The sequence below is a fragment of the Streptomyces sp. JLSY215 genome (genome assembly GCF_059682825.1).
Window position 1 is genome coordinate 4,939,768 of the sequence record NZ_CM185022.1, and the last position, 24,076, is coordinate 4,963,843.

Sequence of the window (24,076 nt, forward strand, 5' to 3'; positions counted from 1 at the left end):
TACGACGGGAGCCCAGTCGGTCACACGACTGCGGTGACGGGCGAGACCAGGGCAAAGTCTACCGGCGTTGCTCCTGATCCTGTGGTGCCTCCCGCCGCACCCGCTTGGGCAGCACGCTCAGCGCCTGCCCGACATCGGCGACCTCGATCACCCGCATTCCGTCGGGGATCTTGCCGGGGTCGGCGGGGACCAGGGCGTGGGTGAAGCCGAGCCTGGCCGCCTCCGACAGGCGGCGCTGGACGCCCGTGACCCGCCGGACCTCGCCCGCGAGGCCCACCTCGCCGATGGCGACCAGGTTCTTCGGCAGCGGGGTGTCGCTGGCGGCGCTGGCCAGCGCGAGGGCGACGGCGAGGTCGGCGGCGGGCTCGGTCAGCTTCACGCCGCCGACCGTCGCGCTGTAGATGTCGCGTTTGCCCAGGGCGCTGATCCGGCCGCGCTGCTCCAGGACGGCCAGCATCATCGAGACCCGGGAGGTCTCCAGGCCGGAGGTCGTCCGCCGGGGGGAGGGGATCTGGGAGTCGACGGTCAGCGCCTGGACCTCGGCGACCAGGGGGCGGCGGCCCTCCAGGGTGACCGTCAGGCACGTACCGGGCACCGGCTCGTCGCGGCGGGTCAGGAACAGGCCGGAGGGGTCGGCGAGGCCGATGATCCCCTCGTCGTGCAGCTCGAAGCAGCCCACCTCGTCGGTGGTGCCGTAGCGGTTCTTGACGCCCCGGACCAGGCGGAGACGGGCATGGCGGTCGCCCTCGAACTGGAGGACCACGTCGACCAGGTGCTCCAGGAGGCGGGGGCCGGCGATGGCGCCGTCCTTGGTGACATGGCCCACCAGGAGCGTGGCCATGCCGCGCTCCTTGGACGCGCGGATCAATGCGCCGGCCACCTCGCGGACCTGGGCCATACCGCCCGGCGCCCCGTCGATCTCGGGCGAGGCGACGGTCTGGACCGAGTCGAGGACGAGCAGGGACGGCTTGACGCTGTCCAGATGGCCGAGGACGGCGGACAGGTCCGTCTCGGCGGCGAGGTAGAGGTCGTCGTGGAGGGCGCCGATGCGGTCGGCGCGCAGCCGTACCTGGCTCGCGGACTCCTCGCCCGTGACGTAGAGCGTGCGGTGGTCGCCGCTTGCCGCCTTGGCGGCGACGTCCAGGAGGAGCGTGGACTTGCCGACGCCCGGCTCGCCCGCCAGGAGAACGACCGCGCCGGGGACCAGCCCGCCACCCAGTACGCGGTCCAGCTCGGGCACGCCCGTGGAGCGGGCGGTGGCCTGCCGGCCGTCGACCTGGGCGATGGGCACCGCGGCGGTGGTGACCCGGCCGGGCGCGGTCGTGCGGACCGCGGGGGTGCCGCCGAACTCCTCGACCGTGCCCCACGCCTGGCACTCGGGGCAGCGGCCGAGCCACTTCGCGGTGGTCCAGCCGCACTCGGTGCAACGGTAGGAGGGGCGCTCCTTGGCCGACGTTTTACGGGTTGCCATGGGGTCACCGTATCGGCGGGCACCGACAGTGCCCGGCGGCGCCGCCGGTTGGGCCGACCGGGTGGTGCGCGCGGGACGGGACTGATGGCTGGTGTCCCCTTTTGAGGGAGAAGGTCACCCGTAGGGGTTAAAACTGTCCAAGGGGAGCGAGTGCGGCTGCATCATCCGCCTACCGTCCGGGTGATGAGCAGCAGGCTTGAGCACCCCACGCACTCCACCGGCGCACACCGGTCGCGCAGCCCGCAGACCCAGGACCGTGCCGAGCGCATGGAGCGCTACGACGCCTGTCTGGACGGACTGTTCACGTACTGCCTGTCGGTGCTGTGCGAGCACGACGCGGCGACCGCGGTGCTCGGCGAGACGCTGGCGCTCGCCGAGCGGCACCACGGCCGCCGCCCGTCCTGCCCGGACCTCTACCGGCCCTGGCTCTACGCCCTGGCCCGCTGGGCGTGTCTGCGCCGGCTCGCGGACGTCCCCCAGGCGCCGTTCGGGCAGGGCGGCGAGGAGCCCGCCGATGCCGAGGCCCGGCAGCGTGAACTCGCCACGCTGGCGTGGCCGGAGGCCGCCGGCACGACCCCCGAGCAGCGCGAGGCGCTGGAGCTGTCGGTACGCCATCGCCTCCCGGCGGGCGAGGTCGCCGCGGTGCTCGGCGCCGAACCGGCCGCCACCCATGTGCTGCTGGCCGCCGCCTCCTGCGAGGTCGAGCGGACCCGGGCCGCGCTGGCCGTCGTCGAACGCGGTCGCTGCCCGGAGGTCGCGCGGCTCGCGGCCGACACCCAGATGCTGCTGGGCCCGGCGCTCCGCCGGGAGCTGGTGCGGCATGTGGACGACTGCCCCGAGTGCCGTCGGACGGCGGAGCGGGCCACCGCCGCCGGTCCCTGGCCGGGCACCGAGCCCGCCGGCCCCGGCTCGCTGCCGGTGGTCGCCGCGCCGCGGGCGGCGGTGGCCGAGGCGATGGCGGCGGCCCGGCGGTCGCGGTCGGGGCGCGCGGAGGGAGTGGCGGGCGCGGGCGCGGCGGCGGCCCCCGGACGCGCGGGCAGAGCCACCGGGGCAAACGGTTCTCCTCGCTATGACCGCAGCGGATTCCCGGCCGCCCCCACCGACCGCGCCGCCCGCCGCCGCCGGCTGCGCAACCGGGCGCTGACCAGCACCGTCGTCGCCACCGTGCTGGCCGCGCCGATGCTGGCCGTATGGGCCGCGTACCGCCAGGCCCCGGCGACCGAGGAGACGACGGACGGCACGCCCGCGGTGACGGCCAACGAGTCCGGCGGTCACGACGGGCGGCTGGGCGGCCGCCGCTACGAGAACGCCGGCAACGCCCGGACGACCCCCGGCCCGGCCCCCGCCCCGGGCGACCCGGCGTCCGATGTGTCGGCCCAGGTCATCGGCGCGGACGGCACCCCACTGCGGCCGGCCGACGCCGCCCGGGGCCGGTCGGGTCCGGGCCGGCTGACCGTCACGGTGCACCCGAGCGGCGCGACGACGGTCATCACGCTCAGCGCGTCCGGCGGCACCCCGGTGCGCTGGACGGCGTCGGCCGGTGCGCCCTGGCTCCAGATGAGCCATACGGCCGGGGTGCTGCGGCCGGGGGAGTCCACGACGATCACGGTCTACGTCGATCACGACCGGGAGCCCGAGGGCCACTGGCGGACCCGTATCGCGATCGAGCCCGGCGGCACCGCCGTCGCGATGGAGGGCTACGGCGTGACCGACCCCGACCCGGGCCCGAGCGACCCCTCGCCCCCGGCCCCCACCCCGCCCCCTTCGACCCCGACGCCCACACCGACCCCCACGCACCCCACGCCGACGCCGAGCCCCACGGACCCGACCCCGACACCGACCCCGTCGACGCAGCCGTCCACGACCACCAACCCCGCCCGCTGAGCCGGCCCGCTGAGCCCGCCCGTCCCGCCCGGGAATGCGGGAACTTCTCGGCGCCGTCGCGCGTTGCGCGGGACGACCTGATCGTTTGACGTGCGATACGACGGCGGTGCCGTCGTCGGGGGAAGTGAGCAACGCATGGCCATGGTCGGCCTGTTCTGGATCACCGAGGGCGACGTGTACCTGGGCGCGAAGCCGACCGGTCTCGCCCCTGGAGTACGCCTGACCCCCGAGGGCGTGGTGGCCCTCGGCGACAGCCAGTCCGGCCTGTACCTGTGGGAGGACGTCCACGCCCTGACGGTGGCGGACGTCCCCGTGAAATCCCTGAAGCGGCAGGCCGGCGCGGTCAAGGACCTGGCCCTGGACACGGTGATGAACCTCGCCATCGGCTCCGGCCTGGCGGGGGACGCTCCGCCGTTGATCACGGTGCGGGTGGAATCGCCCGGCGGCGACCACGAGTTGACGGCCTACGCGGCCGCGGCCGTCGGCTACTCCCCGGCGGAGGTCGAACTCTCCCGGGCCCTCCTGTCCCGCCTCACGGAAGGCGCCGCGACGATGTCCACGACGCTGGCGGCGATGGCGGAGTGGGGCCGCGCCTGGGACGGCGGCTCGCCTCGGGGCGCGGAGCGGGAGCGGCTGCTGCGGGAATGGGCGGGCTAGGGGCGCTCCGGTGGGTCCTGGCCGGGCCCGCCCCCAGGGCCCGTCCGAAGGCGGCCGGGGCCTTTCCGGCCCCGACCCGCCCCTACTTCTTCCCGCCCGCCGGCTTCGAGGCCTCCGGCTTCGCGCCCGCCGGCTTCGGATCCGCCGGATGCGGGGCCATCGGCAGCGTCGCCGACAGCCGCTCCTCGCACAGTTCGGCGAGCTTGGCGTAGCCCTTCTTGCCCATCAGCTCGGTCAGCTCCGGCTTGTACGTGACGTAGACGGGGTCGCCCGCGCCGTGCGCCGAGGTCGCCGAGGTGCACCACCAGTGCAGGTCATGGCCGCCCGGACCCCAGCCGCGCCGGTCGTACTCGCCGATCGTCACCTGGAGGATCTGCGTGTCGTCGGGCCGGTCGATCCAGTCGTAGGTGCGCCGGATGGGCAGCTGCCAGCACACGTCCGGCTTGGTCTCCAGCGGCTCGCGGCCCTCGCGCAGCGCGAGGATGTGCAGCGAGCAGCCCGCGCCGGCGGGGAAGCCGGGGCGGTTCTGGAAGATGCACGAGCCCTGCCAGCGGCGGGTCTGCCGCTCGCCGTCCTCGTCCTCCTCCGTCCAGCCGGTCGTCGTGCCGACGTCGTGGAACTGCCACAGGTCGGGCGTGAGGCGCGCCACATGCGTCGCGACCCGCTCCTCGTCCTCCTCGTCGGAGAAGTGCGCGCCGAGCGTGCAGCACCCGTCGTCCGCGCGGCCGGCCTGGATACCCTGGCAGCCGCTGCCGAAGATGCAGGTCCAGCGCGAGGTCAGCCAGGTCAGGTCGCAGCGGAAGAGCTGCTCGTCATCGGCCGGGTCGGGGAAGGTGACCCAGGCGCGGGCGAAGTCGAGGCCCACCTCGTCGGGCGACGCCCCGCCCGCCGCGGACTTTTCCTGCTTGGCGTGCTTTGTCTTCTTCGCCTTTTTCGTCTTTGCCACGACTCCAGCCTAAGGCGGCTGACAAGACTCACCGGCCGCGGCAGTAGGTTTCCCCTCATGAGACTCGGTGTCCTCGATGTGGGTTCGAATACGGTCCATCTCCTGGTGGTGGACGCACACCCCGGCGCGCGACCGCTGCCCGCCTACTCGCACAAGGCGGAGCTGCGCCTTGCCGAACTCCTCGACGACGGCGCCATAAGCGACCACGGCGTGGAGCGGCTGGTGGCCACCGTCCTGGAGGCGCTCCAGGTGGCCGAGGACAAGGGCGTCGAGGACGTGCTGCCGTTCGCCACCTCCGCGGTCCGCGAGGCCACCAACAGCGAGGACGTGCTGCGCCGGGTCGCCGCGGCGACCGGCGTCGAGCTGCGGGTGCTGTCCGGCCAGGACGAGGCGCGGCTCACCTTCCTCGCCGCCCGCCGGTGGCTGGGCTGGTCCTCGGGGCGGCTGCTCGTACTGGACATCGGCGGCGGCTCGCTGGAGATCGCGTACGGCCTGGACGAGGAGCCGGACGCGGCGGCCTCCCTGCCGCTCGGCGCGGGCCGGCTGACCGGCCGCGATCTGCCCGGCGACCCGCCGGACCCGGAGGACGTACGGGCGCTGCGGCGCCGGGTGCGGGCCGAGATCGCCCGGGTGGTGAGCGATTTCACACGCTTCGGCACGCCCGATCATGTCGTCGGCACCTCCAAGACCTTCCGGCAGCTGGCCCGGATCGCGGGCGCGGCGCGCTCGGCGGAGGGCCTGTACGTCCAGCGGGAGCTGACCCGTAAGACGCTGGAGGAGTGGGTGCCGCGGCTGGCGGGGATGTCGGCGCGGGAGCGGGCCGAGCTGCCCGGCGTGTCCGAGGGCCGCTCCCGGCAGCTGCTGGCCGGGGCGCTGGTCGCGGAGGCGGCGATGGATCTGTTCGGGGTGGAGACGCTGGCCATCTGCCCGTGGGCGCTGCGCGAGGGCGTCATCCTGCGGCGGCTGGACCATCTGCCGCCTCCCGCGACGGAGTGAACGCGGCGGCCCGGACCTCCTGCCCGGTGCACAGCCACGGCCCGTACGCTGTCCCTCGTGACGGAGCCAGTGGTGCGCATCCCCGATGCGAAGGTCGCCCTGTCCACGGCCTCGGTGTATCCGGAGTCGACGGCGACGGCCTTCGAGATCGCCGCGCGCCTGGGCTACGACGGCGTCGAGGTCATGGTCTGGACCGACCCGGTCAGCCAGGACATCGAGGCGCTGCGCCGGCTGTCGGACTACCACGGGGTGCCGGTGCTGGCCGTGCATGCGCCGTGTCTGCTGATCACCCAGCGGGTGTGGTCCACCGATCCCTGGGTCAAGCTCCAGCGGGCCCGCAGCGCCGCGGAGAAGCTGGGCGCCTCGACGGTGGTCGTGCACCCGCCGTTCCGGTGGCAGCGCAGTTACGCCCGGGACTTCGTGCGCGGTGTGTGGCGGATGGAGAACGAGACGGATGTGAAGTTCGCCGTCGAGAACATGTATCCGTGGCGCTACCGGGACCGCGAGATGCTGGCGTACGCCCCGGACTGGGACCCCACCAACGACGACTACCGCCACTTCACCGTCGATCTTTCGCACACCGCCACCGCGCGCAATGACGCGCTGGAGATGGTCGAGCGGATGGGCGACCGGCTGGCGCATGTCCATCTGGCCGACGGCAACGGCTCCGCCAAGGACGAGCATCTGGTGCCGGGCCGCGGCAGCCAGCCGTGCGCCGATGTGCTGGAGCGGCTGGCCGCCACCGGTTTCGACGGGCATGTGGTCGTCGAGGTCAACACCCGCCGGGCGATGTCCGCTTCGGAACGCGAGGCCGACCTCGCCGAGGCGCTGGCCTTCACCCGGCTGCACCTCGCGTCGCCCACCTGGGTGCCGGGGTCGTGAGCGAGGAGCCGTCCCGGCCCGCCCGCCGCCGCGGCCGCCCGGCCCGCGCCGAGGCCGCCGAGGGGCCCGGCGCCCGCGAGCGGATCCTGGCCGCGGCCCGTACGGAATTCGCCGAGCGCGGCTACGACAAGACCTCGGTGCGGGCCATCGGCAAGGCGGCCGGGGTGGACGCCGCCCTGGTGCACCACTACTTCGGCACCAAGGAGCAGGTCTTCGCGGCGGCCATCGAGCTGTCCTTCGCACCCGCGCTGACCATGCCGGACGCGATCGTGGGCGGCGGCGAGGCCGGGGCGGGGGAGCGGATGGCCCGCTTCATGTTCGGCGTCTGGGAGAACCCGGTCAGCCGCCCGCCGCTGCTGGCGATCATGCGCTCCGCGCTGACCAACGACACCGCGGCGGCGGTGCTGCGCGGGCTGGTCGAGCGCCGCCTGCTCCAGCGGGTGGCCGGCGAGCTGCAGGTGCCCGATCCGGAGTTCCGGGCGCAGCTGGCCGCGAGCCATCTGATCGGGATCGCGATGCTGCGCTATGTGATCAAGATGGAGCCGATGGCGTCCGCGGACCTGGAGGAGATCGTCGCGATGGTCGCGCCGACGCTCCAGAGATACCTGACCCAGCCGTAGCGGTAGCTCTCGCCGCGGCCGTAGCGGTCAGCCGCCCCCGGCCGAAAAGCGGCATCTCGCACTCCGGTCAGGAGTCTCACATACCGGAGTCAGTGTCCGGATCTTGGATCAAGAGCGTAACCTCGGGATCAGCTGCTGTATGGCACCGCTGCCATGCGTACGTATCCCGAGGGAGTGACCATCGTGCCCGAGCTGAGGTCCCGCACCGTTACCCATGGCCGCAACATGGCGGGCGCCCGTGCCCTTATGCAGGCCTCGGGCGTAGCGCGCGAGGACATCGGCAAGCCGATCATCGCGATCGCCAACTCCTTCACGGAGTTCGTGCCCGGCCACACCCACCTCCAGCCGGTCGGCCGGATCGTCAGCGAGGCCGTCAAGGCGGCCGGGGCCGTCCCGCGCGAGTTCAACACCATCGCCGTCGACGACGGCATCGCGATGGGCCACGGCGGCATGCTGTACTCCCTGCCCTCCCGTGACCTGATCGCCGACTCGGTCGAGTACATGGTCGAGGCGCACTGCGCCGACGCGCTGATCTGCATCTCCAACTGCGACAAGATCACCCCGGGCATGCTGAACGCCGCCCTGCGGCTCAACATCCCGGCGGTCTTCGTCTCCGGCGGCCCGATGGAGTCCGGCCGGGCGACCCTCGTCGACGGCACGGTCCGCACCCTCGACCTGGTCGACGCGATCTCGGACGCGGTCAACGACAAGATCTCCGACGAGGACATCCTCCGGATCGAGAACAACGCCTGTCCGACCTGCGGCTCCTGCTCCGGCATGTTCACCGCCAACTCGATGAACTGCCTGACCGAGGCCATCGGCCTCTCGCTGCCCGGCAACGGCTCGGTGCTGGCCACCCACACCGCCCGCAAGGCGCTGTACGAGAACGCCGGCCGTACGGTCGTCGACCTCGTGAAGCGCTACTACGAGGGCGACGACGACTCCGTCCTGCCGCGCAACATCGCCACGTTCGACGCCTTCGAGAACGCCATGGCCCTCGACATCGCCATGGGCGGCTCGACCAACACGATCCTGCACCTCCTCGCCGCGGCCCAGGAGGCGGAGGTCCCCTTCGGCCTGGAGGCGATCGACGCCGTCTCGCGCCGCGTCCCCTGCCTGGCCAAGGTCGCGCCGAACGTCGCCGGCAACCGCACGTACTACATGGAGGACGTGCACCGCGCCGGCGGCATCCCGGCCCTCCTCGGCGAGCTGCAGCGGGCCGGTCTGCTGAACGAGGACGTGCACTCCGTGCACAGCCCGTCGCTGGCCGACTGGCTCAAGACCTGGGACGTGCGCGGAGGCTCCCCGTCCCGGGAAGCCGTCGAGCTGTGGCACGCGGCCCCCGGCTGCGTCCGCTCCTCCCAGGCCTTCTCGCAGTCCGAGCGCTGGGAGGCGCTGGACGAGGACGCCGCGGGCGGCTGCATCCGCTCGGCTGAGCACGCGTACTCCAAGGACGGCGGCCTGGCGGTCCTCAAGGGCAATCTCGCCGTCGACGGCTGCGTCGTGAAGACCGCGGGCGTGGACGAGTCCATCTGGACCTTCGAGGGCCCGGCCGTGGTCTGCGAGTCCCAGGAGCAGGCCGTCGAGAAGATCCTGAACAAGCAGGTCAAGGACGGCGACGTGGTCGTCATCCGCTACGAGGGCCCCAAGGGCGGCCCCGGCATGCAGGAGATGCTCTACCCGACCTCGTACCTGAAGGGCCGCGGCCTCGGGAAGACCTGCGCGCTGATCACCGACGGCCGCTTCTCCGGCGGCACGTCCGGCCTCTCCATCGGCCACGCCTCGCCCGAGGCGGCCTCCGGCGGCACGATCGCCCTCGTCGAGGACGGCGACCGCATCCGCATCGACATCCCGAACCGCTCCATCGAGCTGCTCGTCGACGACGCCACACTGGCCACCCGCCGGGAGGCCCTCGGCGGCGTCTACGCCCCGAAGAACCGCGAACGCAAGGTGTCGCAGGCACTGCGGGCCTACGCGGCGATGGCAACCAGCGCCGACAAGGGCGCGATCCGGGACGTGAGCAAGCTCGGCTGAGCCCGAGAGCCGTACGGGCCCCGTCCGCTGGATTCACCGGCGGGCGGGGCCCTTTGCGCTTCGGCTACCCGATGGGACAGCGCAGTTCCGGAAGAGAACGGTTCGGGGAACAGGTCACCAGGGCCAGCGACAGGAACGACGGGCGTTCCAGGTAGAAGCCGAGGGACACGTCCCCACCCCAGCCGAGCCGCTCGGTGGCAGAGCTGACGAGCATGGCCAGGTGGGGTGCCTTCCGGTGGGCGCCGGAGTCGAAGCGAGTGGCGTACGCCGTCAGTTGTTCCCCGAGCCAGGCCGCCGCCTCGTCCGCCTCTTCCCACGTCCCCAGGACGGAGGTTCGGGGCTTCATGAGCCAGTGGGCTGTTTCGATGGGCGGCAGGTTGGTACGTGGGAATTCCGCTACGGCTTCCCGATGCCGTTCTTGCAACCGGTGGCGTTCCCCGTCGTCCGGTGCTGCTGCGGGAGGCGACTCGGGGCGTGGAGGCCGCCGTACGCCCTCTTCGTCGAAGCGTTGTTTCGGGCCCGTCCAGAGATAGCCGTGGTGGTGCACAGTCGTCCCGTTCGGCTCGATGTGGTGAGGGGACCCGCCGATCCGGCCCCTCGATGAAGGGCCGGGGCCGGCGGGGCTGAGGGGCCGGTCAGGCCGGGAGCCCGAACCGCGCCGGGTCGAGACCGGCCGCGTCCAGTTCCGCCGTGGTGAACCGGAGCGGCTCCCGGCCCGGTCGCTTGCTGTCACCAACTGCCCAGGCATCCGGGCCGATTCGAGCGAGGGTGACGCAGGATTCCCCGTCCGGGTGGGTGTTGCCGCCGCATGCCGTGGTGAATGCGGCGCCATCGATGTCGAGCGCGTACAGGTCGGTTCCGTTCTGCATCGGTGTGCCTTCCTGGTCGTCTGCCGGGTGCCGACCGTCTGTCGGCACGGATTTATCTTCGGCAGCGGTCGGCACCCGGCCTAGCCTGTTTCCTGTTCCCGCAAGAATTCGTCCCTGATGCGTTCGAGCATGTCGCGCATTCCTTCGCCCGACAGGGCTATCTCCTCGAAACCCTGGAACTTCCGAACGTAGAGCTGGACGTCCCGTGGGTCGGTTACGGTCACCTCTGCGTGAACCGTTTCGACGGTCACCATCCGGTCGTCCCGGATGACGAAAGAGTGGTTCGCTACATCGTTTTGCTGCACGGTGAGGGGAACAATCCGTATATCCACGTGGGGTAGCCGGGAGATGGAGACGATCCGGTCGAGCTGAGCGGCCATCATCTGTGGCGATGCGATTCTCCATCGGAGAACCGGCTCCGTGATAATGAAGTGCAATGATTTGGTGCCGGCGTAGAGGACTCCCTGACGATCAATTCTCCCGGCGATGGTGCGTGCCAGGGACCCTTCGCTCAGATCGTGACGCTGCAGAATGGCCTTGATGTATTCCGGTGTCTGGAGCAGTCCGGGAACCAGGGCCGATTGGAAGAGCCGAAGCGTGGTCATCTGCGCTTCGAGCGCCTGGGTGGCCTGCTGGCCCTTGTGGAGGCCTGCCCGATGCAGTATTCGCCAGGCGGTCACCTCGGTCGCGGCGGCGCGTGCCGCGTTCGCGTACTCCGCTTTGACCTCATCCGATACGCCGATTGCGCTCAGGATTCGTTCGACGTCGGCCGGGCTCGGCGACAGCTTGGCATTTTCGATCTTGGAAAGTTTGGACGGCGACATGAGTGCGCTGCGGGCCACCGCCTTGGCCTCCTTCTTGGATGCCAAGCGTAGTGCCCGCAGCGCGGCCCCGAGCTGTGCTCTATTCACTCGCCGTGCTTGGCCCACCAGTCGGTGAAGGGCACCGCGCGTGCAAGCGCCTCGTCCCGGTAACCGACGAACTCTGCCGCGCGGTCAGGCGGCAGCACGTCCGCCCCTAGAAACGCGCCGTGATCGTCGTAGCGCATGGCGGCGGCGCTCTCCGCATCGAAGAGCCAGAAATCTGGGACGTCCGCCAGAGGGTTGGGCTGTTCGGTGACGTCGAGGATGAAGAACTCTTCCCCGCCGGTCATGTTCTTCTGATAGCCCCACCCGAGCTCGTACCTGAGATAGTTCGTCAGCGGGCGGGTCAGGATGTGCACGCGATACATGCGCTTTCCCTGACTCGTGTGCGACTTGACCTCGCCCACCCATCGGGAGTTGTAGTCCTGCGGCTGAGGTTGGCCGGCCAGGAAAATTCGATAGGCGTCGACATTCCCGGAGTTGCTGTAGTCGTCCAGGGTTTCCAGCCGGAATGCCTCTCGCTCGAATGTGTCGAAGAGATCTCCGAGGGTCTTAGATGAGCTGGTCACGGATGGCCTTCCGGATGAGGTCAATCGGGATCTCCACGAGGGTTTCGTGAGCGGGAATCCGTAAGCCGTGGTTGGCCGGGGTTTCCCCCTGTACCAGGAGCGTGTCACGGTCCGTCGCGTACAGCGTCGGGCAGTCCTTCTTGTCGCAGGAACTGACGAGCTTGGTCACCTTCATGGTCACCGTCCCCCTCTGCCGTGCCGCTGGTTCGCGGCGTTGCCTCGATGCTCCCGAGGCTGTGACCCAGGGGTCAAGGGATCTTGGTTGACGGAACGGGAAACCGCGGAGCCAGCCCCCGCCGCGGTAGCGACGGGGGCCGGTTTTGGGGCTTGGGGCGTCAGGCGTCGGGCAGTTCACTGCCCTTGACGGTGGTGACGAACGAGGACCAGGCGGCCGCGGGGAAGACGAGCGCGGGGCCGTGGGGGTCCTTGCTGTCGCGGACGGGGACGAGGGCGGGGTGGTTGTCGGCTACCTCGATGCACTGGCCGCCGTCCGGGTTGCTGTAGCTGGACTTGCGCCAGGTGGCGGTGGCGAGGAAGTCGTCGGAGACCTCGATGCAGGCGCCGCCGTCCTGGTTGCTGTAGCTGCTCTTGCGCCAGGTGACGGTGCTCAGGTCGATGGTTCGCACGGCACTTCCTCCAACGTCTGGTTGATGAACTTCCGTGAGTCGGCCGGGCTCAACGCCAGGTCCCGCACCGCATCGTACGCGCGTTGCAGACGCTCAACTGGTTCCGATTCCTGGACGAGTTCGCCCGAATATCCGGTCTCCACCCAAGCCACGGTGGGGCCGCCGGGGAGCCGCAGGAGCATGGTGTCGGTGTTCGACAGGGCGTGCAGCCCGACCTCGTACCGCACGACCTGAACGGTGACGTTCGGTTGCTCCCCCATGGCCATGAGGTGCTCAAGCTGCTGACGCCACTCGCTGGCGTCGCCCAGCGGCGTGCGCAGGACGGCTTCGGACAGGATGGTGCGGAACTGCGCCGCGCCTTCTGCGTGCAGTACTTCGCGGCGCCCTATGCGCGCATCCACCTGCCGTGTCAGTGCGTCGCCGCTGATGCCACCTGCCGTGAGCAGGGCCCGTGCGTAGCCCTCCGTCTGGAGCAGCCCGTGAACGGTGCTGACTCCGTAGTGGCAGAGGCTCGCCGCTTCGGATTCCAGAAGCATGTACCGGCGGTACCGCTCCTTGAACTGCGTAGGATCCGCCGCCGCCAACTCCCAAAGCGCCAGCAGCAATCCAGGCGTCCCGTAATGCTGATCGAGCGCTTCGGCGACCTCCGGGCCTCCGATCGTCTGGCCGCGTTCCATCTTCCCGAACAGGGACGCGTCCCACCCCAGCGCGCTGCCGAGCTGGCGCAGGCTCTCGCCTCTCCGCGTGCGCAGTAATCGCAGCTCCTCCGCGAATCGTCGACGCGGGTCCGTGCTTCGTCCGGTGACGACACTTCTGGGCGGCATGCGACCTCCTCCGGGGAACGTGTGGAACAAGCGCCCAGGGCGCGGAGCTACGAGCCGCATGTGGCGGGTTGCGCCCTTTTGCCGGTCCATTCTCGTGATGGCCGGACCACTCACGGTAGTCAGCGTCCGGCGTGCGACGCAGGGAAACGACAACCGGGAGCGGCACCAAATGACCACAGAACCCCACAGCGAAGCGCACGCGGCCTGCGATGAGCTGGCGGCCGCACTCCAGCAGGTCGGCATCGTGCTGCCGTCGCTCGGCGTCGACCCGGTCTGGCTGAGTCACGTACAGCCCCGCGCGCTGGTCGAGTTGGGGCGCTGCAATCTGGAGACGGCCCACCGGCTGATCGCCGTGCTCCGGAAAGCGGCGGAGCGGTGAGCGGGCGGCGGCTCGTACGGGCCGTGCTCGTGCGGCTCTTCCCCGCGTACGGGAGGCACCGCGCCGCCGCCGTACCGGAGCCGGAGCCCGCGCCGGGCCCCCGGCGCCGTCGGCGGCTGCCGCGGCACAGGAGTCCGTACGCGCGCGATGCGGCCGACGGGGGGCTGTTCGTGGACACCCCGCGGCTCGTACGGCCGTACATCCTGGCGCCGTACGTCTCACCGGCCTGCCATATCGGGACCCACGCGGCCTGCAACAAGGGGACGCCGGGGCCCGAGATCACCTCGGCCCCCGGCGTCCATTGGGAGGTCTGCGCCTGTCCCTGCCACGAGGCGGATCCCGGCGCCTTCGTCGGCGTCGGCGCCGGCGAACAATGGGGCGCGTGGCCCCTTACGGCAGCGGGCTGACCGCGGTGCCGGGCGTCACCAGCGGGCGGGGTCCTTGGTCGGTGCGGCGAAGACCGTGCCGTCGGGCGCCGACGCGAAGATCCGGCCGTGGCGGGCGTCGAGCACCGGAGCGGGCAGGACGTCGAGGTAGCCGTTGTGCCGGTCGGCCGCCAGACGGGGCGGGGTCTGGCCGAGCAGCGTGCCGGTGCGGGTGTCGACGGCCAGCAGGCGGCCGTCCGGTGCGGTGAAGTAGAGCCGGTCGCCGCTCAGTACGGGCGTCGAGGCGCGGCTGACCGACGTCTCGGTGCTCCACTTCCGTGCGCCGACGGCCTGAAGGGAGCCGCCCTCGGCGAGGACGTAGACCGTCTCGCCGTGGACCGCGGCCGTCACGAGGCCGTCGAGCGGGCTGTCCAGCGGGATGCGGCGCGGGCGGCCGGTGCCCGGGTCGTAGCGGACGACGGCGGTGGTGGTCATGGGCTGCATGGGGTCGGCGGCGGTGAAATAGAGCGCGCCGGACGAGCCGACACCGGCGGGGGTCAGCGAGCCGGGCAGGCGCCGCGCCCAGCGGACCGCGCCGTCCTTCAGGTCGATCGCGGTGACCTGGGTGCCCTTGCTGTCGGGGGTGAGGCCGACGGCGTAGGCGGTGTGCGGGTCGCCGTAGGAGAAGAACGTCGCCGGGGTGTGCGCGGGGTAGCGCTTGCGCCAGCTCTGCCGGTGGGTGGTGCTGTCCAGCGCGGTCACCGTGCCGTCGCCGGCGGACAGCAGCACTCGGTTGCCGATGACGGCCGCCACCTCGTATCCGGCCAGGTCCTGGCTCCAGCGCGTGGCGCCCGTCCCCTCGGCCGACGGGTCGAGCGCCTCCAGCCGCTTGCCGTCGGCGGTCCAGACGTACAGCAGCCCGCCGGACAGCACCGGTGCCCTCGGCGGCGCGTCGGTGCGGAGCGCGACCTTGGCGTCGCGGCGCCAGGACGCCCGCCCGGTGTCGGCGTCGAAGCGGCCGGCCCGCAGCCCGGACAGCGAGCAGAAGACCGCACCCGGGCCGGCCGCGCAGAACGGCAGCTCGGAACGGTGGCCGGGGGAACGCTGGACGACCGTGGTGTGCCAGGGGCGGATCGCGGCCTCGGCCTGCGGCGGGCGGGTCTGGAGGCCGGAGTCGTCGCCGGACGACAGGGCCCGTACGCCCGCGAAGACACCGGACCCGGCGATCAGCAGCGCCACCGCCGCCCATACCGGCCAGCGGCGCGACTTTCCTGCGGCGGCGCCTGCTTCCCGTCCGGCCCGTCCGCTGCTTCCGTTCCTTCCGTCCCCTCCGGTCTCCTCGGGCGGGTCCGGTGGCAGGGCCGTGCGGGCGCGTACATGGGTGGTCTCGGCGGGGGACGGGGCGGAGGCGGCGCCCGCCGGCTGCCGCTGGGCCGGTATGCGCGGGGACGCGGAGACCGGCCGGTGCGCGGGCGACGTGGACGCCGTGGGGACCGGGGGCAGGCCGAGGTCCAGCTCCGTATGGATCTCGGTGTGCAGCAGCTCCATCAGCTCGCCGGGCGTCGGCCGGTCCGCCGGATCCTTCGCCAGGCAGCTTTCGATCAGCGGCGCCAGTTCCTCCGGCACCCCCGTCAGATCCGCCTCGTCGTGCACGACCTGATACGCCACCAGATACGGGCTGTCCGAGTCGAACGGCCCGCTCCCGGTGGCGGCATGCACCAGCACCGAACCCAGCGCGAACACATCCGCCGCCGGCCCCACTTCGCGCGGCCGCTGGAACTGCTCGGGCGCCATGAACGGCGGAGTACCGATCAACTTGCCGGTCTCGGTGCGCATTTCGCTGTCCGACGGCCGGGAAATTCCGAAGTCGATGACCTTCGGGCCGTCGGCGGCCAGCAGCACATTCGACGGCTTCAGATCGCGGTGGACGACCCCGGCGCGGTGGATGTCACGCAGCGCCTCGGCGAGTCCCGCGGCCAGCTTCCGTACCTCGTTGGGCGCCAGCGGCCCGTTCCGTTTCACATGGTCGGAAAGGGTGGGGCCGGGAATGTGGAGGGTGGCCATCCAGGGCCGTTCCGCATCCGGATCGGCATCCACGACGGGCGCCGTAAAAGCCCCGCTGACCCGGCGCGCGGCCGCCACCTCCTGCCGGAACCGCGCCCGGAACTCCGAGTCCTGGGCGAACTCGGCGTGAATGACCTTGACCGCGAGCGACAACCCGGAAGATGAGCGCGCCACATGCACCACGCCCATACCGCCGGAGCCCAGCCGTGCCTCCAGGCGATATTGACCGGCGTATTCCGGACGCTCCGCTTCCGGGCCGTCCCCGGAATTACGCAGCGGCGGCATTGTTCCACCCCCGTGTCCTACCCATGCAATTCGGTCGCAGGTGCGACGCGCGGAGCCTAGTCGATGACACGTACGAGATGAACGAGGCTTGCTAGCGTGCGCGTTGCGCGTCCGAAAATGCCCAGAGCCACGGGTATCGACGGATCGCGTACGCATCACATACTCGCCACATATCAACCACGCAAAAGTCACATACGGGGGAACGCGAAATGACCACTGAGGATCATCGGCACTTCCCGGACCTGGATGCGCTCGTCGGGGATCTGGACTCCGACCTGGGCTCCGGCCCGGCGTCCGGCACGGGGGCCGGCCCGGCGTCCGGCGTGCGGTCCGAGAAGGAAACCGCCACGGATTCCGACGCGCCCGTCGTCCAGGCCGCCGCCACCCGCCGCACCTACCAGATCGCCCCCGGGCAGCAGCTCAAGGTCCGCAGCGGCCCCTCGACCGCCGCCTCGGTCGTCCGGAAGCTGCCGGGCGGCGCCTGGATCCAGATCCAGTGCCAGCGACGCGGCCAGCGGATCACCGGCCCCTACGGCACCACGGACATCTGGGACAGCATCGGGCCCGGCCAGTACGTCTCCGACGCGTATGTCCGGACGGGCAGCAGCGGCCCGGTCGCGCCGCGCTGCTCCAGCTGAGCCGCGCCGCACCGGCCGCGCCGGCCGATCCGCGCCGCCCCGCCGCACCGGCCGACGGCGACCGGTCGCCGGGGATAATCGATGCCATGAGCGAAGCGCACACGGCACCCGGCGGCCCGGAGCGGGACGGCGGCGCGGCCACCGGCGGCCCGCAGCCCGAGGAAATCCGCTTCTTCGGCACCACCTGGGTCCATCACGACGGCGGCTACGCACTGCGCCGCGCCGCCGTCGCGGTGGGCTCGCTCGCGCTCGCCGCCCTCGGTGCGCTCATCCTGCGCTTCGCCTTCCAGGGCCTGGAGTTCGGCAACGTCGGCCCGCTCGTCAGCGTCCTCGTCGTCGCCGGATTCGCCATCTGCAGCGCCCTCGCCTTCCGCCGCACCTGGGAGGGGTTCGGGAAGCGCCCCGACCCTTCGAGCGAGAGCGCCGCCGACAAGTCCGCCCAGAGCCTGATGCTCATCGGCTTCATCGGCTCGCTGCTGGCCTACTTCTGCCGCAGCCTCGTCGAAGCCCCCGGCGAGAAGCTGCGCCGCGCCGAGTACACCGCAGCCCGCGAGCGCCACGAGCGGCGACGGAACTCCCGTACCGGCAACCCGGCCGCGAAGAAGCCCCGCCCGAAGGGGAAGAAGCGCCGCTAGGCCCCGGCTCGTCGGGCGGCGCCCATCGGACGGTCCCCTGGCGCTCGCCGCTGGACGGGCCCCTAGCGCTCGACGCCGCGCCGGTACCGCTCCGCCATGGTGTGGAACACCGCCCGCGGCTCCCACCGCTCCGGGCCGACCATCCGCACCACGCCGTACGACGTGAGGTCCTCGCCCGAGGACGGATCGCCGCCGTCCGCCACCTTGCCGAACCCGGCGAAGGTGAACCACAGCGCCGTATCCACCCCCTCCGCCTCGAAGATGTCCAGCAGCTCCGTCAGATAGCGCACCTGCTCGCCCTCGTCCGGCACCGCGCCCTGCGGCGGCCGCCAGGCCATCCCGCCCAGCTCGCCCGCACCCCGGTAGGCGCAGGTGCCGTACTCCGTCACCGCGACCGGCTTGCCGTGGGCGAAGTGCCCGCGCAGCTCGTCCAGGAACGTGCCGGCGTTGTACGCGGCCCGGTACGCATCCACGCCGACGACATCGAACGGCCGCCAGTCGATGGCCTCCCACGGCCCCGAGGCATAGGTGATCCGGCCACCGAACCGGCCCCGGACCGCCTCGGCCACCTCCGCGAGAAAGCCGTTGAGCCGTTCCCGTATGGGCCCCAGCGACATCCACCAGTCCTGGTCGCCGGTCACCATCGCCTGCAGTCGCTCCCCGTATGTCTCCCCCGGAATGAACCCGTGGCAGAAAGCGCTCATCTCGCATCCGGCGACGAACACCACCTCGGCCCCGGCCGCCCGGACGGCCTCGGCCCGCTCCGCGCAGTCCGCGAAGAACGGCAGCAGCTCGGCCACCCCGAGATCCACCGGGAACGGCGCGAACCACACCTCCAGGCCGGCCTCGGCGGCATGGCGGGCCGCCACACTCAGGCGTTCGGGGTGCCCGCCCGAAATCCGTACCGCGGTGCAGTGCAGTTCATGGGCGATCGCCGCCATGTCCCGCTGTACGGCCTCCTCGGTGAAGCTCTTGCGGGAAAGCTCTTCACCGGGCAGAAATCCGGTGTCGTAGTTGATACCCCGTGCGCGCACATCGACCTCTTACTCTCTCCGGCCTCTCCCCGGCCGCCCTGTGAACTGCGTGGTGAGGGAAGAGGATTGGGTCTGATGGGGCCCTCCACCGCGCGGTCGGCGCGGCTATGGGCCCGAGCATCAATTCTTCAGGCGGAGTATGTCGCAGCGGCCCGCCGAGTCGCCGGACATCAAGAAAAGGGAAAGATCTCCTTCCGCCCAGCGCCCACGGGGCACCGCCCCTCACGAGAAACGCAATCGCCCCGCCTGCCGGCGGAAAATGCACAGCAGCCGGAGGGGCATACCTTTCGCAAAATTCCGGGCCGGGCCCCGCACTCGACGGCAGGATGACCCGCATGCCCCCACAGCCTCCACAGTCCCAAGACCCCGAGCAGCCCCAGCACCCCAAGCAACCCCAGCAGCCCCAGCAGCCCTGGTCGTCCACCCGCGCCGCCCGCTCCCGGTCCTTCGATGCGGTGGCGGCCCAGTACGCGGCATCCCGCCCCGGCTACCCTCCGGAGCTCTTCGACGCGATCGAGGAGCGCTCCGGCCGCTCCCTGAAGGGCGCCCGGGTGCTGGACGTCGGCGCCGGCACCGGCATCGCCACCCGGCTGCTGGCCGCCCGCGGCGCCGACGTCACGGCCGTGGAACCGGGCGCCGGCATGGCCGCGCAGCTGCGCGCCGACCTCCCCGCCACCCCGCTGGTCCGCGCGAGCGGCGACGCCCTGCCGTTCGCCGACGCCGCCTTCGACCTCGTCTGCTACGCCCAGGCCTGGCACTGGACCGACCCGGCCCGCTCGGTCCCCGAGGCGATGCGGGTGCTCCGCCCCGGCGGCGCGCTCGCCCTGTGGTGGAACATCCCGTACCGGGAGACCGGCTGGGCCGCCGACCAGGACGCCCGGCTCGCCCGTCGGCTGTTCGGCTACGACCGCCACCGCATCACGGACGACCCCGACACGCTGTTCCGCCGCCACGGCCTGCGGCCCGCCTTCCGGGCCGCGGACTGGACCCGGCCGGTGCCCCTCGACACCCACATCTCGATGCTCGGCAGCCACTCCCAGTTCGCCGTCCTCGACACCGTCACCGCCGCCGCCATCCTGGAGGACGAACGCGCCGCCCTCCTGGACGTCTTCCCGGACGGCATCGTCCAGGAGCGGTACGGCGTCGACCTCACTGTCACACTCCGCCCGGCCGCGTCGTCCTAAGGGCGACGAAGGCAACGAAGGCACCGAAGGCCCAACGGGGCGAAAGCGCCGAACGAGCCGGAGGTACCGGCGAGGCAGACGAGTCAGACGAGTCGGACGAGGCAGAGGAGCACCCCGTGACGGACGCACACGACACCCAGAGCATCCCCGGCGGCGACCGCCTCGCCCGCTTCGAGGAGCAGCGCAGCCGCCTGTGGGCCGTCGCCTACCGGATCATGGGCACCGTCAGCGACGCCGACGATGCCGTACAGGAGGCCTGGCTGCGCTGGCAGGCGCTGCCCGACGACCCGCCGGTGGCCAATCCGCGCGGCTACCTCACCACCGTGGTCAGCCGCATCTGTTACGACCTGCTGGGCTCGGCCCGCGCCCGCCGCGAGCTGTACGTCGGGCCCTGGCTCCCGGAGCCGCTGCTCGCCGACGCACCCGCCGACGCCACCGGGGCCGCCCCCGAGGACCGGGTCACCCTCGACGAATCCGTCGGCATGGCCCTGCTGACCGTCCTGGAACGCCTCACCCCCGCCGAACGCACCGCCTTCATCCTCTACGACGTCTTCGCGGTCCCCTTCCCGGAGATCGCCGAGGCGGTCGGCCGCACCCCCGAATCCGTCCGCCAGCTCGCCTCCCGCGCCCGCCGACGGGTGCGCGCCGAGGCCCCGCGCCGCACCGTCGACCGGGCGGAACACCGGCGCACCGTGGAGGCGTTCCTGTCCGCCGTCATGGGCGGCGACTTCGAGGCGCTGCTGTCCGTACTCGACCCGGAGGTCATCTGGCGCTCCGACGGCGGCGGCAAGGTGTCCGCCGCCCGCCGCCCGGTCCTGGGCCGCGAAAAGGTCGCCCGCTACGCGCTCGGCCTGGTCGCCCGCGGCTACGACCCGTCGACGATGCGGGTCGCGCTGCGGGACGTCAACGGCGCCACCGGGCTGGTCTACGCGGGCGCCGCGGGCGACCAGGAGGGCGTCCTCGCCTTCACCGTCCACGACGGGCGGATCACGGAGGTGGACGCCGTCATCAACCCCGACAAGCTCGGGCATCTGGACTTCGACCGGCTGTGAGGGGCGGGGGAGTGCCTCAGAACGTCCGGTCCGGCTTGCCCTTCCCGTAGAGCCAGACGTCGAAGAGGTCCGTCAGGTCCTTGTCGGTCCGCTCCTGGCAGAAGGCGATGAAGTCCGCGGCATCGGCGTTGCCGTAGCGGTACTTGGCGGGCCACTCCTTGAGGATCTTGAAGAAGGTCTTGTCGCCGACGGCGTCCCGCAGCTGCTGGAGCAGCATCGCGCCGCGGTAGTAGACGGGGTCGGCGGTGACGTTCTGGGGCTTGCCGGGCTTGCCGGGCGGGAACTTCCAGAGCGGGTCCTTCTTGCCCAGCTTGTAGAGCTCGTCGAACTGCTCCTGGGGGGTGGGGCCGCCCTCGCGTTCCGCCCACAGCCACTCGGTGTAGGTCGCGAAGCTCTCGTTGAGCCAGGCGTCCTGCCAGGTCTTCGGCGTGACCGAGTCGCCGAACCACTGGTGGGCCATCTCGTGCACCACGGTCTCGGTGTCCGGCGCCCCCGCGTAGACCGGCTTGGTCTGGCTCTCCAGGGCCAGCCAGTCGATCCGCGGCGGGGTGTTGTCGACGATCGCGCCCGCGGAGCGGAAGGGGTACGGGCCGAACAGCTTCTTCTCCCAGGTGATGATCTCCGGGAGCCTGCTCAGCGCCTCCGCGCTGTCGGCCGCCTCCGCCGGGTCCACCGCCTCGTACAGCGGCAGCCCGTCAGGCATCCGGTCCACGGTGAAGCGGAAGTGCCCGATGCCGGCGGTCGCCAGATAGCTGGCCATCGGCTGGCCGTTGTGCCAGATGAACGTCGTGTGGCCGTCGGCGGTCTTCTGCGACCGCAGCTCCCCGTTGGCGACGGCCGTGTAGCCCTTCGGCACGGTGATCGTGAAGTCGTAAGTGGCCTTGTCGCTGGGGTGGTTGTTGCTCGGGAACCAGGCCATGGACCCCTCCGGCTCCCCGGAGACGAAGGCGCCGTCGGCGGTCTTGACCCACCCCTCCGTCGACTCGTCCGGGTCCGTCACCTCCTGCGGCGTCCCGCTGTAGGTGACGGTCGTACGGAATGTCGCGCCCTTCCTGAGCCCCGTCGCCGGCGTGATCCGCAGCTTGTGCCCCTTGCGGGAGAAGTCCGCGTCCTTGCCGCCGACCTGCACTCCGGACACCTTCAGCCCCTGGAGATCGAGGCTGAACGACGTCAGGTTCTGCGTGGCCTCGGCGGTGATGCGGGCGGTCGCGTCCAGATACCGCTTCTTGACGTCGTAGTCGAGGGTGAGCCCGTAGTGGGTGACCTGATAGCCGCCGTTGCCGAGTGCCGGGAAGAGCGGGTCGCCGACCCCGCCGGCGCCCGCCTTTCCCGTGAAGGACGCCGTTCCGCCCGTACAGGAGGACAGCAGCAGGGCGACGGACAGCGCTGCGGTCGCACCGCAGTAGCGCAGGGGCCGGCGGGTCGTCACAGCACTCCTAGGGTCGGTGATCGACAAGTCTCCCGACCCTACGGCGGTTTCTGCCCGAACGCCGTTCCTTTCCGTTTAGCGGCTGTTGTGCAACGAGGCGTTCCGCCCCGGACGGCGCTGCTCCGACCAGTTGCCGAGCGCGGCCGCGCAGGCGTGGTCGAGGTGCCGCAGCCCGGACAGGTCCAGCTCGATCTCCCGGTCCCGGGGCAGCGCCTCCAACTGGTCGAGCAGCTTCGGCAGCCGCAGGAAGGTGGCATGCCCGACCGCCCGTACGCACAGGGGCCGGCCGGACGGGGGAGTCTCCCCGGACTCCTCCGTGCCCGCGATCTCCAGGTGGACGTGCGAGGTCTCCCACGCCGACTTGGCGACCGCCATCAGCAGCCCCAGCAGCACCCCCTCGAACATGTTGGTGGCCATGATCGCCAGCGCCGTCGCCATCAGCACCACCGCCTCGCCCCGGTGCTCGCGCCACAGCGGGCGCAGCTCGCGCACCGGGATCAGCTTCCAGCCCGCATGCACCAGGACGCCGGCCAGCGCCGCGACCGGCACCACGCCCAGGGCCGCCGGGAACGCCGCCGCGAACACCAGCAGCCAGACACCGTGCAGCACCCGCGAGGCCTTGGTCCGCGCGCCCGCCCGCACATTGGTGGCGCTGCGCACGATCACGGCCGTCATCGGCAGCGCCCCGAGCAGCCCGCACACCGCATTGCCCGCGCCCTGCGCCATCAGCTCCTTGTCGTACTCGGTACGCGGCCCGTCGTGCAGCCGGTCCACCGCGGCCGCGCTGAACAGCGACTCCGCCGAGGCGATCAGCGCGAACGCGAGCACCGTGCCGAGCGCGCCGGCGATCGCCCCCGCCTCCGCCAGCCGGGCGAAGTCCGCCCCGCCCGGCGGCTGCACGGCCTCCAGCAGCCCCTGCACCTCGACCCGCGCCACCGGCAGATCCAGGACGCCCACGACCGCCGTCGTCAGCACCACCGCCACCAGCGGAGCGGGCAGCACCTCCGCCGCCCGCCGCCAGCGCGGCCACAGCAGCAGCACGCCGATGGTCGCCACGCCCACCGCCAGCGCCGCCAGCCCCGGCCCGGACCCGGCGGTCTCGGCCGCGAGCCCCGGCAGCCCGGCCACATTGGCCGGACCGTTTCCGGGCGCCTTGGCATCCATCAGCGCGTACAACTGCCCGGCGATCAGCACCAGTCCGATCCCCGCCAGCATGCCCTGCACCACCGCAACGGAAATCGCCCGGAACCACCGCCCCAGCCGCAGCGCCCCCATGGCCAGCTGCAGCACCCCGGCGGCCAGCACCAGCACCCCCAGAGCGCCGAGCCCGTACTCCCGCACGGCCTCGTAGACCAGCACGGTCAGCCCGGCGGCCGGCCCGCTGACCTGGAGACTGCTGCCGGGCAGCAGCCCGGTGAGCAGCCCCCCGACGATCCCGGTGATCAGCCCCAGCTCGGCCGGCACCCCGGATGCGACGGCCACCCCCACGCACAGCGGGACGGCGACGAGAAAGACGACGAGCGATGCGGTGAAGTCGGCCCGCCAGGTGGCGAAGTGCCAGGGGGACCGGCGCGGGGACAGTCGTGCGGACGGGGGCTGGGAGCGGCGCGCGGCTATGCGGGCCGTGAGACGCGGGAACATCTGCCGGGATTTCTGCATGAGAGTGCCTCCAGCGTGACGGGATGCGGTGGCGCGCGACGCGGCGGCGCGCAGCGGGGCGCGCGCCACGTGGCGCCGTGAAGGTGACGGCTGGATCCGTCGGAAATGCGC

General features: G+C 71.8%; 25 protein-coding genes. 12 read left to right on the forward strand and 13 right to left on the reverse strand.

What is annotated here, in order from left to right:
• Positions 1 to 58: 58 nt before the first annotated feature.
• Positions 59 to 1,471 (reverse strand): DNA repair protein RadA, encoded by a 1,413-nt coding sequence (gene radA, locus AC5677_RS22175; RefSeq protein WP_497189664.1) that lies wholly within the window; start codon positions 1,469 to 1,471, stop codon positions 59 to 61.
• A 183-nt stretch (positions 1,472 to 1,654) separates the two neighbouring features.
• On the opposite strand from radA, the gene AC5677_RS22180 reads away from it, so the two are divergent.
• On the forward strand, positions 1,655 to 3,355 hold the full coding sequence (locus tag AC5677_RS22180) for a BACON domain-containing protein (protein ID WP_497189665.1): 1,701 nt from the start codon (positions 1,655 to 1,657) through the stop codon (positions 3,353 to 3,355).
• Positions 3,356 to 3,490: 135 nt separating this feature from the next.
• Entirely contained in the window at positions 3,491 to 4,012 is a 522-nt protein-coding gene (locus tag AC5677_RS22185; protein WP_497189666.1) for a hypothetical protein, read from the forward strand.
• An 82-nt stretch (positions 4,013 to 4,094) separates the two neighbouring features.
• On the opposite strand, the gene AC5677_RS22190 is transcribed toward AC5677_RS22185, so the two are convergent.
• Positions 4,095 to 4,958 carry a DUF3109 family protein gene (locus tag AC5677_RS22190; RefSeq protein WP_497189667.1) on the reverse strand — a complete coding sequence of 288 codons (864 nt, stop codon included), beginning with the start codon at positions 4,956 to 4,958 and terminating at the stop codon, positions 4,095 to 4,097.
• Positions 4,959 to 5,015: 57 nt separating this feature from the next.
• Here AC5677_RS22190 and AC5677_RS22195 point away from each other — a divergent pair, with 57 nt between their 5' ends.
• From AC5677_RS22195 to ilvD, 4 genes are all read left to right on the forward strand, one after another.
• Positions 5,016 to 5,954 carry a Ppx/GppA family phosphatase gene (locus AC5677_RS22195; protein WP_497189668.1) on the forward strand — a complete coding sequence of 313 codons (939 nt, stop codon included), beginning with the start codon at positions 5,016 to 5,018 and terminating at the stop codon, positions 5,952 to 5,954.
• Positions 5,955 to 6,011: 57 nt separating this feature from the next.
• Positions 6,012 to 6,836: a sugar phosphate isomerase/epimerase family protein gene (locus tag AC5677_RS22200; protein ID WP_497189669.1), complete on the forward strand. Its 825-nt coding sequence runs from the start codon at positions 6,012 to 6,014 to the stop codon at positions 6,834 to 6,836.
• A complete protein-coding gene (locus AC5677_RS22205; protein WP_497189670.1) occupies positions 6,833 to 7,456 on the forward strand; it encodes a TetR/AcrR family transcriptional regulator in 624 nt (207 codons plus the stop codon). Before AC5677_RS22200 ends, AC5677_RS22205 begins: the two co-directional genes overlap by 4 nt.
• A gap of 183 nt (positions 7,457 to 7,639) precedes the next feature.
• Entirely contained in the window at positions 7,640 to 9,490 is a 1,851-nt protein-coding gene (gene ilvD, locus AC5677_RS22210) for a dihydroxy-acid dehydratase (protein WP_497189671.1), read from the forward strand.
• A gap of 64 nt (positions 9,491 to 9,554) precedes the next feature.
• Here ilvD and AC5677_RS22215 read toward each other — a convergent pair whose 3' ends face one another.
• From AC5677_RS22215 to AC5677_RS22245, 7 genes are all read right to left on the reverse strand, one after another.
• Positions 9,555 to 10,037 carry a hypothetical protein gene (locus tag AC5677_RS22215; RefSeq protein ID WP_497189672.1) on the reverse strand — a complete coding sequence of 161 codons (483 nt, stop codon included), beginning with the start codon at positions 10,035 to 10,037 and terminating at the stop codon, positions 9,555 to 9,557.
• A gap of 88 nt (positions 10,038 to 10,125) precedes the next feature.
• Complete coding sequence (locus AC5677_RS22220) at positions 10,126 to 10,359, reverse strand: DUF397 domain-containing protein (RefSeq protein WP_400070868.1); 234 nt, start codon at positions 10,357 to 10,359, stop codon at positions 10,126 to 10,128.
• Between the two features lie 80 nt (positions 10,360 to 10,439).
• On the reverse strand, positions 10,440 to 11,270 hold the full coding sequence (locus AC5677_RS22225; RefSeq protein ID WP_497189673.1) for a helix-turn-helix domain-containing protein: 831 nt from the start codon (positions 11,268 to 11,270) through the stop codon (positions 10,440 to 10,442).
• Entirely contained in the window at positions 11,267 to 11,791 is a 525-nt protein-coding gene (locus AC5677_RS22230) for a DUF6879 family protein (protein ID WP_497189674.1), read from the reverse strand. The genes AC5677_RS22225 and AC5677_RS22230 overlap by 4 nt, the downstream gene beginning before the upstream one ends.
• A complete protein-coding gene (locus tag AC5677_RS22235) occupies positions 11,775 to 11,966 on the reverse strand; it encodes a hypothetical protein (RefSeq protein ID WP_497189675.1) in 192 nt (63 codons plus the stop codon). Before AC5677_RS22235 ends, AC5677_RS22230 begins: the two co-directional genes overlap by 17 nt.
• Positions 11,967 to 12,126: 160 nt before the next feature.
• Positions 12,127 to 12,417 carry a DUF397 domain-containing protein gene (locus AC5677_RS22240; protein ID WP_497189676.1) on the reverse strand — a complete coding sequence of 97 codons (291 nt, stop codon included), beginning with the start codon at positions 12,415 to 12,417 and terminating at the stop codon, positions 12,127 to 12,129.
• Positions 12,399 to 13,241, reverse strand: a complete 843-nt coding sequence (locus AC5677_RS22245) for a helix-turn-helix domain-containing protein (protein ID WP_497189677.1) — start codon at positions 13,239 to 13,241, stop codon at positions 12,399 to 12,401. The genes AC5677_RS22240 and AC5677_RS22245 overlap by 19 nt, the downstream gene beginning before the upstream one ends.
• Before the next feature lie 169 nt (positions 13,242 to 13,410).
• Between AC5677_RS22245 and AC5677_RS22250 the strand changes: the two genes are divergently transcribed.
• Together AC5677_RS22250 and AC5677_RS22255 are read left to right on the forward strand one after the other, a co-directional pair.
• Positions 13,411 to 13,620 (forward strand): hypothetical protein, encoded by a 210-nt coding sequence (locus AC5677_RS22250; protein WP_497189678.1) that lies wholly within the window; start codon positions 13,411 to 13,413, stop codon positions 13,618 to 13,620.
• A complete protein-coding gene (locus tag AC5677_RS22255; protein WP_497189679.1) occupies positions 13,617 to 14,027 on the forward strand; it encodes a hypothetical protein in 411 nt (136 codons plus the stop codon). Before AC5677_RS22250 ends, AC5677_RS22255 begins: the two co-directional genes overlap by 4 nt.
• A gap of 15 nt (positions 14,028 to 14,042) precedes the next feature.
• Here AC5677_RS22255 and AC5677_RS22260 read toward each other — a convergent pair whose 3' ends face one another.
• Entirely contained in the window at positions 14,043 to 16,334 is a 2,292-nt protein-coding gene (locus AC5677_RS22260) for a serine/threonine-protein kinase (RefSeq protein WP_497189680.1), read from the reverse strand.
• Positions 16,335 to 16,543: 209 nt separating this feature from the next.
• Here AC5677_RS22260 and AC5677_RS22265 point away from each other — a divergent pair, with 209 nt between their 5' ends.
• Both AC5677_RS22265 and AC5677_RS22270 read left to right on the forward strand, forming a co-directional pair.
• Complete coding sequence (locus AC5677_RS22265) at positions 16,544 to 16,972, forward strand: SH3 domain-containing protein (protein WP_497189681.1); 429 nt, start codon at positions 16,544 to 16,546, stop codon at positions 16,970 to 16,972.
• 86 nt (positions 16,973 to 17,058) lie between these two features.
• Positions 17,059 to 17,607, forward strand: a complete 549-nt coding sequence (locus tag AC5677_RS22270) for a hypothetical protein (protein ID WP_497189682.1) — start codon at positions 17,059 to 17,061, stop codon at positions 17,605 to 17,607.
• A gap of 62 nt (positions 17,608 to 17,669) precedes the next feature.
• Here the strand turns inward: AC5677_RS22270 and AC5677_RS22275 are convergent, their stop codons facing one another.
• Positions 17,670 to 18,641: a glycoside hydrolase family 113 protein gene (locus tag AC5677_RS22275; RefSeq protein ID WP_497189683.1), complete on the reverse strand. Its 972-nt coding sequence runs from the start codon at positions 18,639 to 18,641 to the stop codon at positions 17,670 to 17,672.
• Positions 18,642 to 18,976: 335 nt separating this feature from the next.
• On the opposite strand from AC5677_RS22275, the gene AC5677_RS22280 reads away from it, so the two are divergent.
• Together AC5677_RS22280 and sigJ are read left to right on the forward strand one after the other, a co-directional pair.
• On the forward strand, positions 18,977 to 19,825 hold the full coding sequence (locus tag AC5677_RS22280; protein ID WP_497189684.1) for a class I SAM-dependent methyltransferase: 849 nt from the start codon (positions 18,977 to 18,979) through the stop codon (positions 19,823 to 19,825).
• A gap of 116 nt (positions 19,826 to 19,941) precedes the next feature.
• The gene (sigJ, locus tag AC5677_RS22285; RefSeq protein WP_497189685.1) at positions 19,942 to 20,877 is read left to right on the forward strand and encodes an RNA polymerase sigma factor SigJ; all 936 of its coding nucleotides are present in this window, start codon (positions 19,942 to 19,944) and stop codon (positions 20,875 to 20,877) included.
• A 16-nt stretch (positions 20,878 to 20,893) separates the two neighbouring features.
• Here the strand turns inward: sigJ and AC5677_RS22290 are convergent, their stop codons facing one another.
• Positions 20,894 to 22,306 (reverse strand): M1 family metallopeptidase, encoded by a 1,413-nt coding sequence (locus AC5677_RS22290; RefSeq protein ID WP_497189686.1) that lies wholly within the window; start codon positions 22,304 to 22,306, stop codon positions 20,894 to 20,896.
• A 75-nt stretch (positions 22,307 to 22,381) separates the two neighbouring features.
• A complete protein-coding gene (locus AC5677_RS22295) occupies positions 22,382 to 23,965 on the reverse strand; it encodes a SulP family inorganic anion transporter (RefSeq protein ID WP_497189687.1) in 1,584 nt (527 codons plus the stop codon).
• Positions 23,966 to 24,076: the final 111 nt, after the last annotated feature.

Coding starts and splice junctions, on each gene's coding strand:
- radA (WP_497189664.1), bottom strand. CDS start 1,471: ATGGCAACCCGTAAAACGTCGGCCAAGGAGCGCCCCTCCTACCGTTGC.
- AC5677_RS22180 (WP_497189665.1), top strand. CDS start 1,655: ATGAGCAGCAGGCTTGAGCACCCCACGCACTCCACCGGCGCACACCGG.
- AC5677_RS22185 (WP_497189666.1), top strand. CDS start 3,491: ATGGCCATGGTCGGCCTGTTCTGGATCACCGAGGGCGACGTGTACCTG.
- AC5677_RS22195 (WP_497189668.1), top strand. CDS start 5,016: ATGAGACTCGGTGTCCTCGATGTGGGTTCGAATACGGTCCATCTCCTG.
- AC5677_RS22220 (WP_400070868.1), bottom strand. CDS start 10,359: ATGCAGAACGGAACCGACCTGTACGCGCTCGACATCGATGGCGCCGCA.
- AC5677_RS22235 (WP_497189675.1), bottom strand. CDS start 11,966: ATGAAGGTGACCAAGCTCGTCAGTTCCTGCGACAAGAAGGACTGCCCG.
- AC5677_RS22245 (WP_497189677.1), bottom strand. CDS start 13,241: ATGCCGCCCAGAAGTGTCGTCACCGGACGAAGCACGGACCCGCGTCGA.
- AC5677_RS22250 (WP_497189678.1), top strand. CDS start 13,411: ATGACCACAGAACCCCACAGCGAAGCGCACGCGGCCTGCGATGAGCTG.
- AC5677_RS22260 (WP_497189680.1), bottom strand. CDS start 16,334: ATGCCGCCGCTGCGTAATTCCGGGGACGGCCCGGAAGCGGAGCGTCCG.
- AC5677_RS22265 (WP_497189681.1), top strand. CDS start 16,544: ATGACCACTGAGGATCATCGGCACTTCCCGGACCTGGATGCGCTCGTC.
- AC5677_RS22270 (WP_497189682.1), top strand. CDS start 17,059: ATGAGCGAAGCGCACACGGCACCCGGCGGCCCGGAGCGGGACGGCGGC.
- AC5677_RS22280 (WP_497189684.1), top strand. CDS start 18,977: ATGCCCCCACAGCCTCCACAGTCCCAAGACCCCGAGCAGCCCCAGCAC.
- AC5677_RS22295 (WP_497189687.1), bottom strand. CDS start 23,965: ATGCAGAAATCCCGGCAGATGTTCCCGCGTCTCACGGCCCGCATAGCC.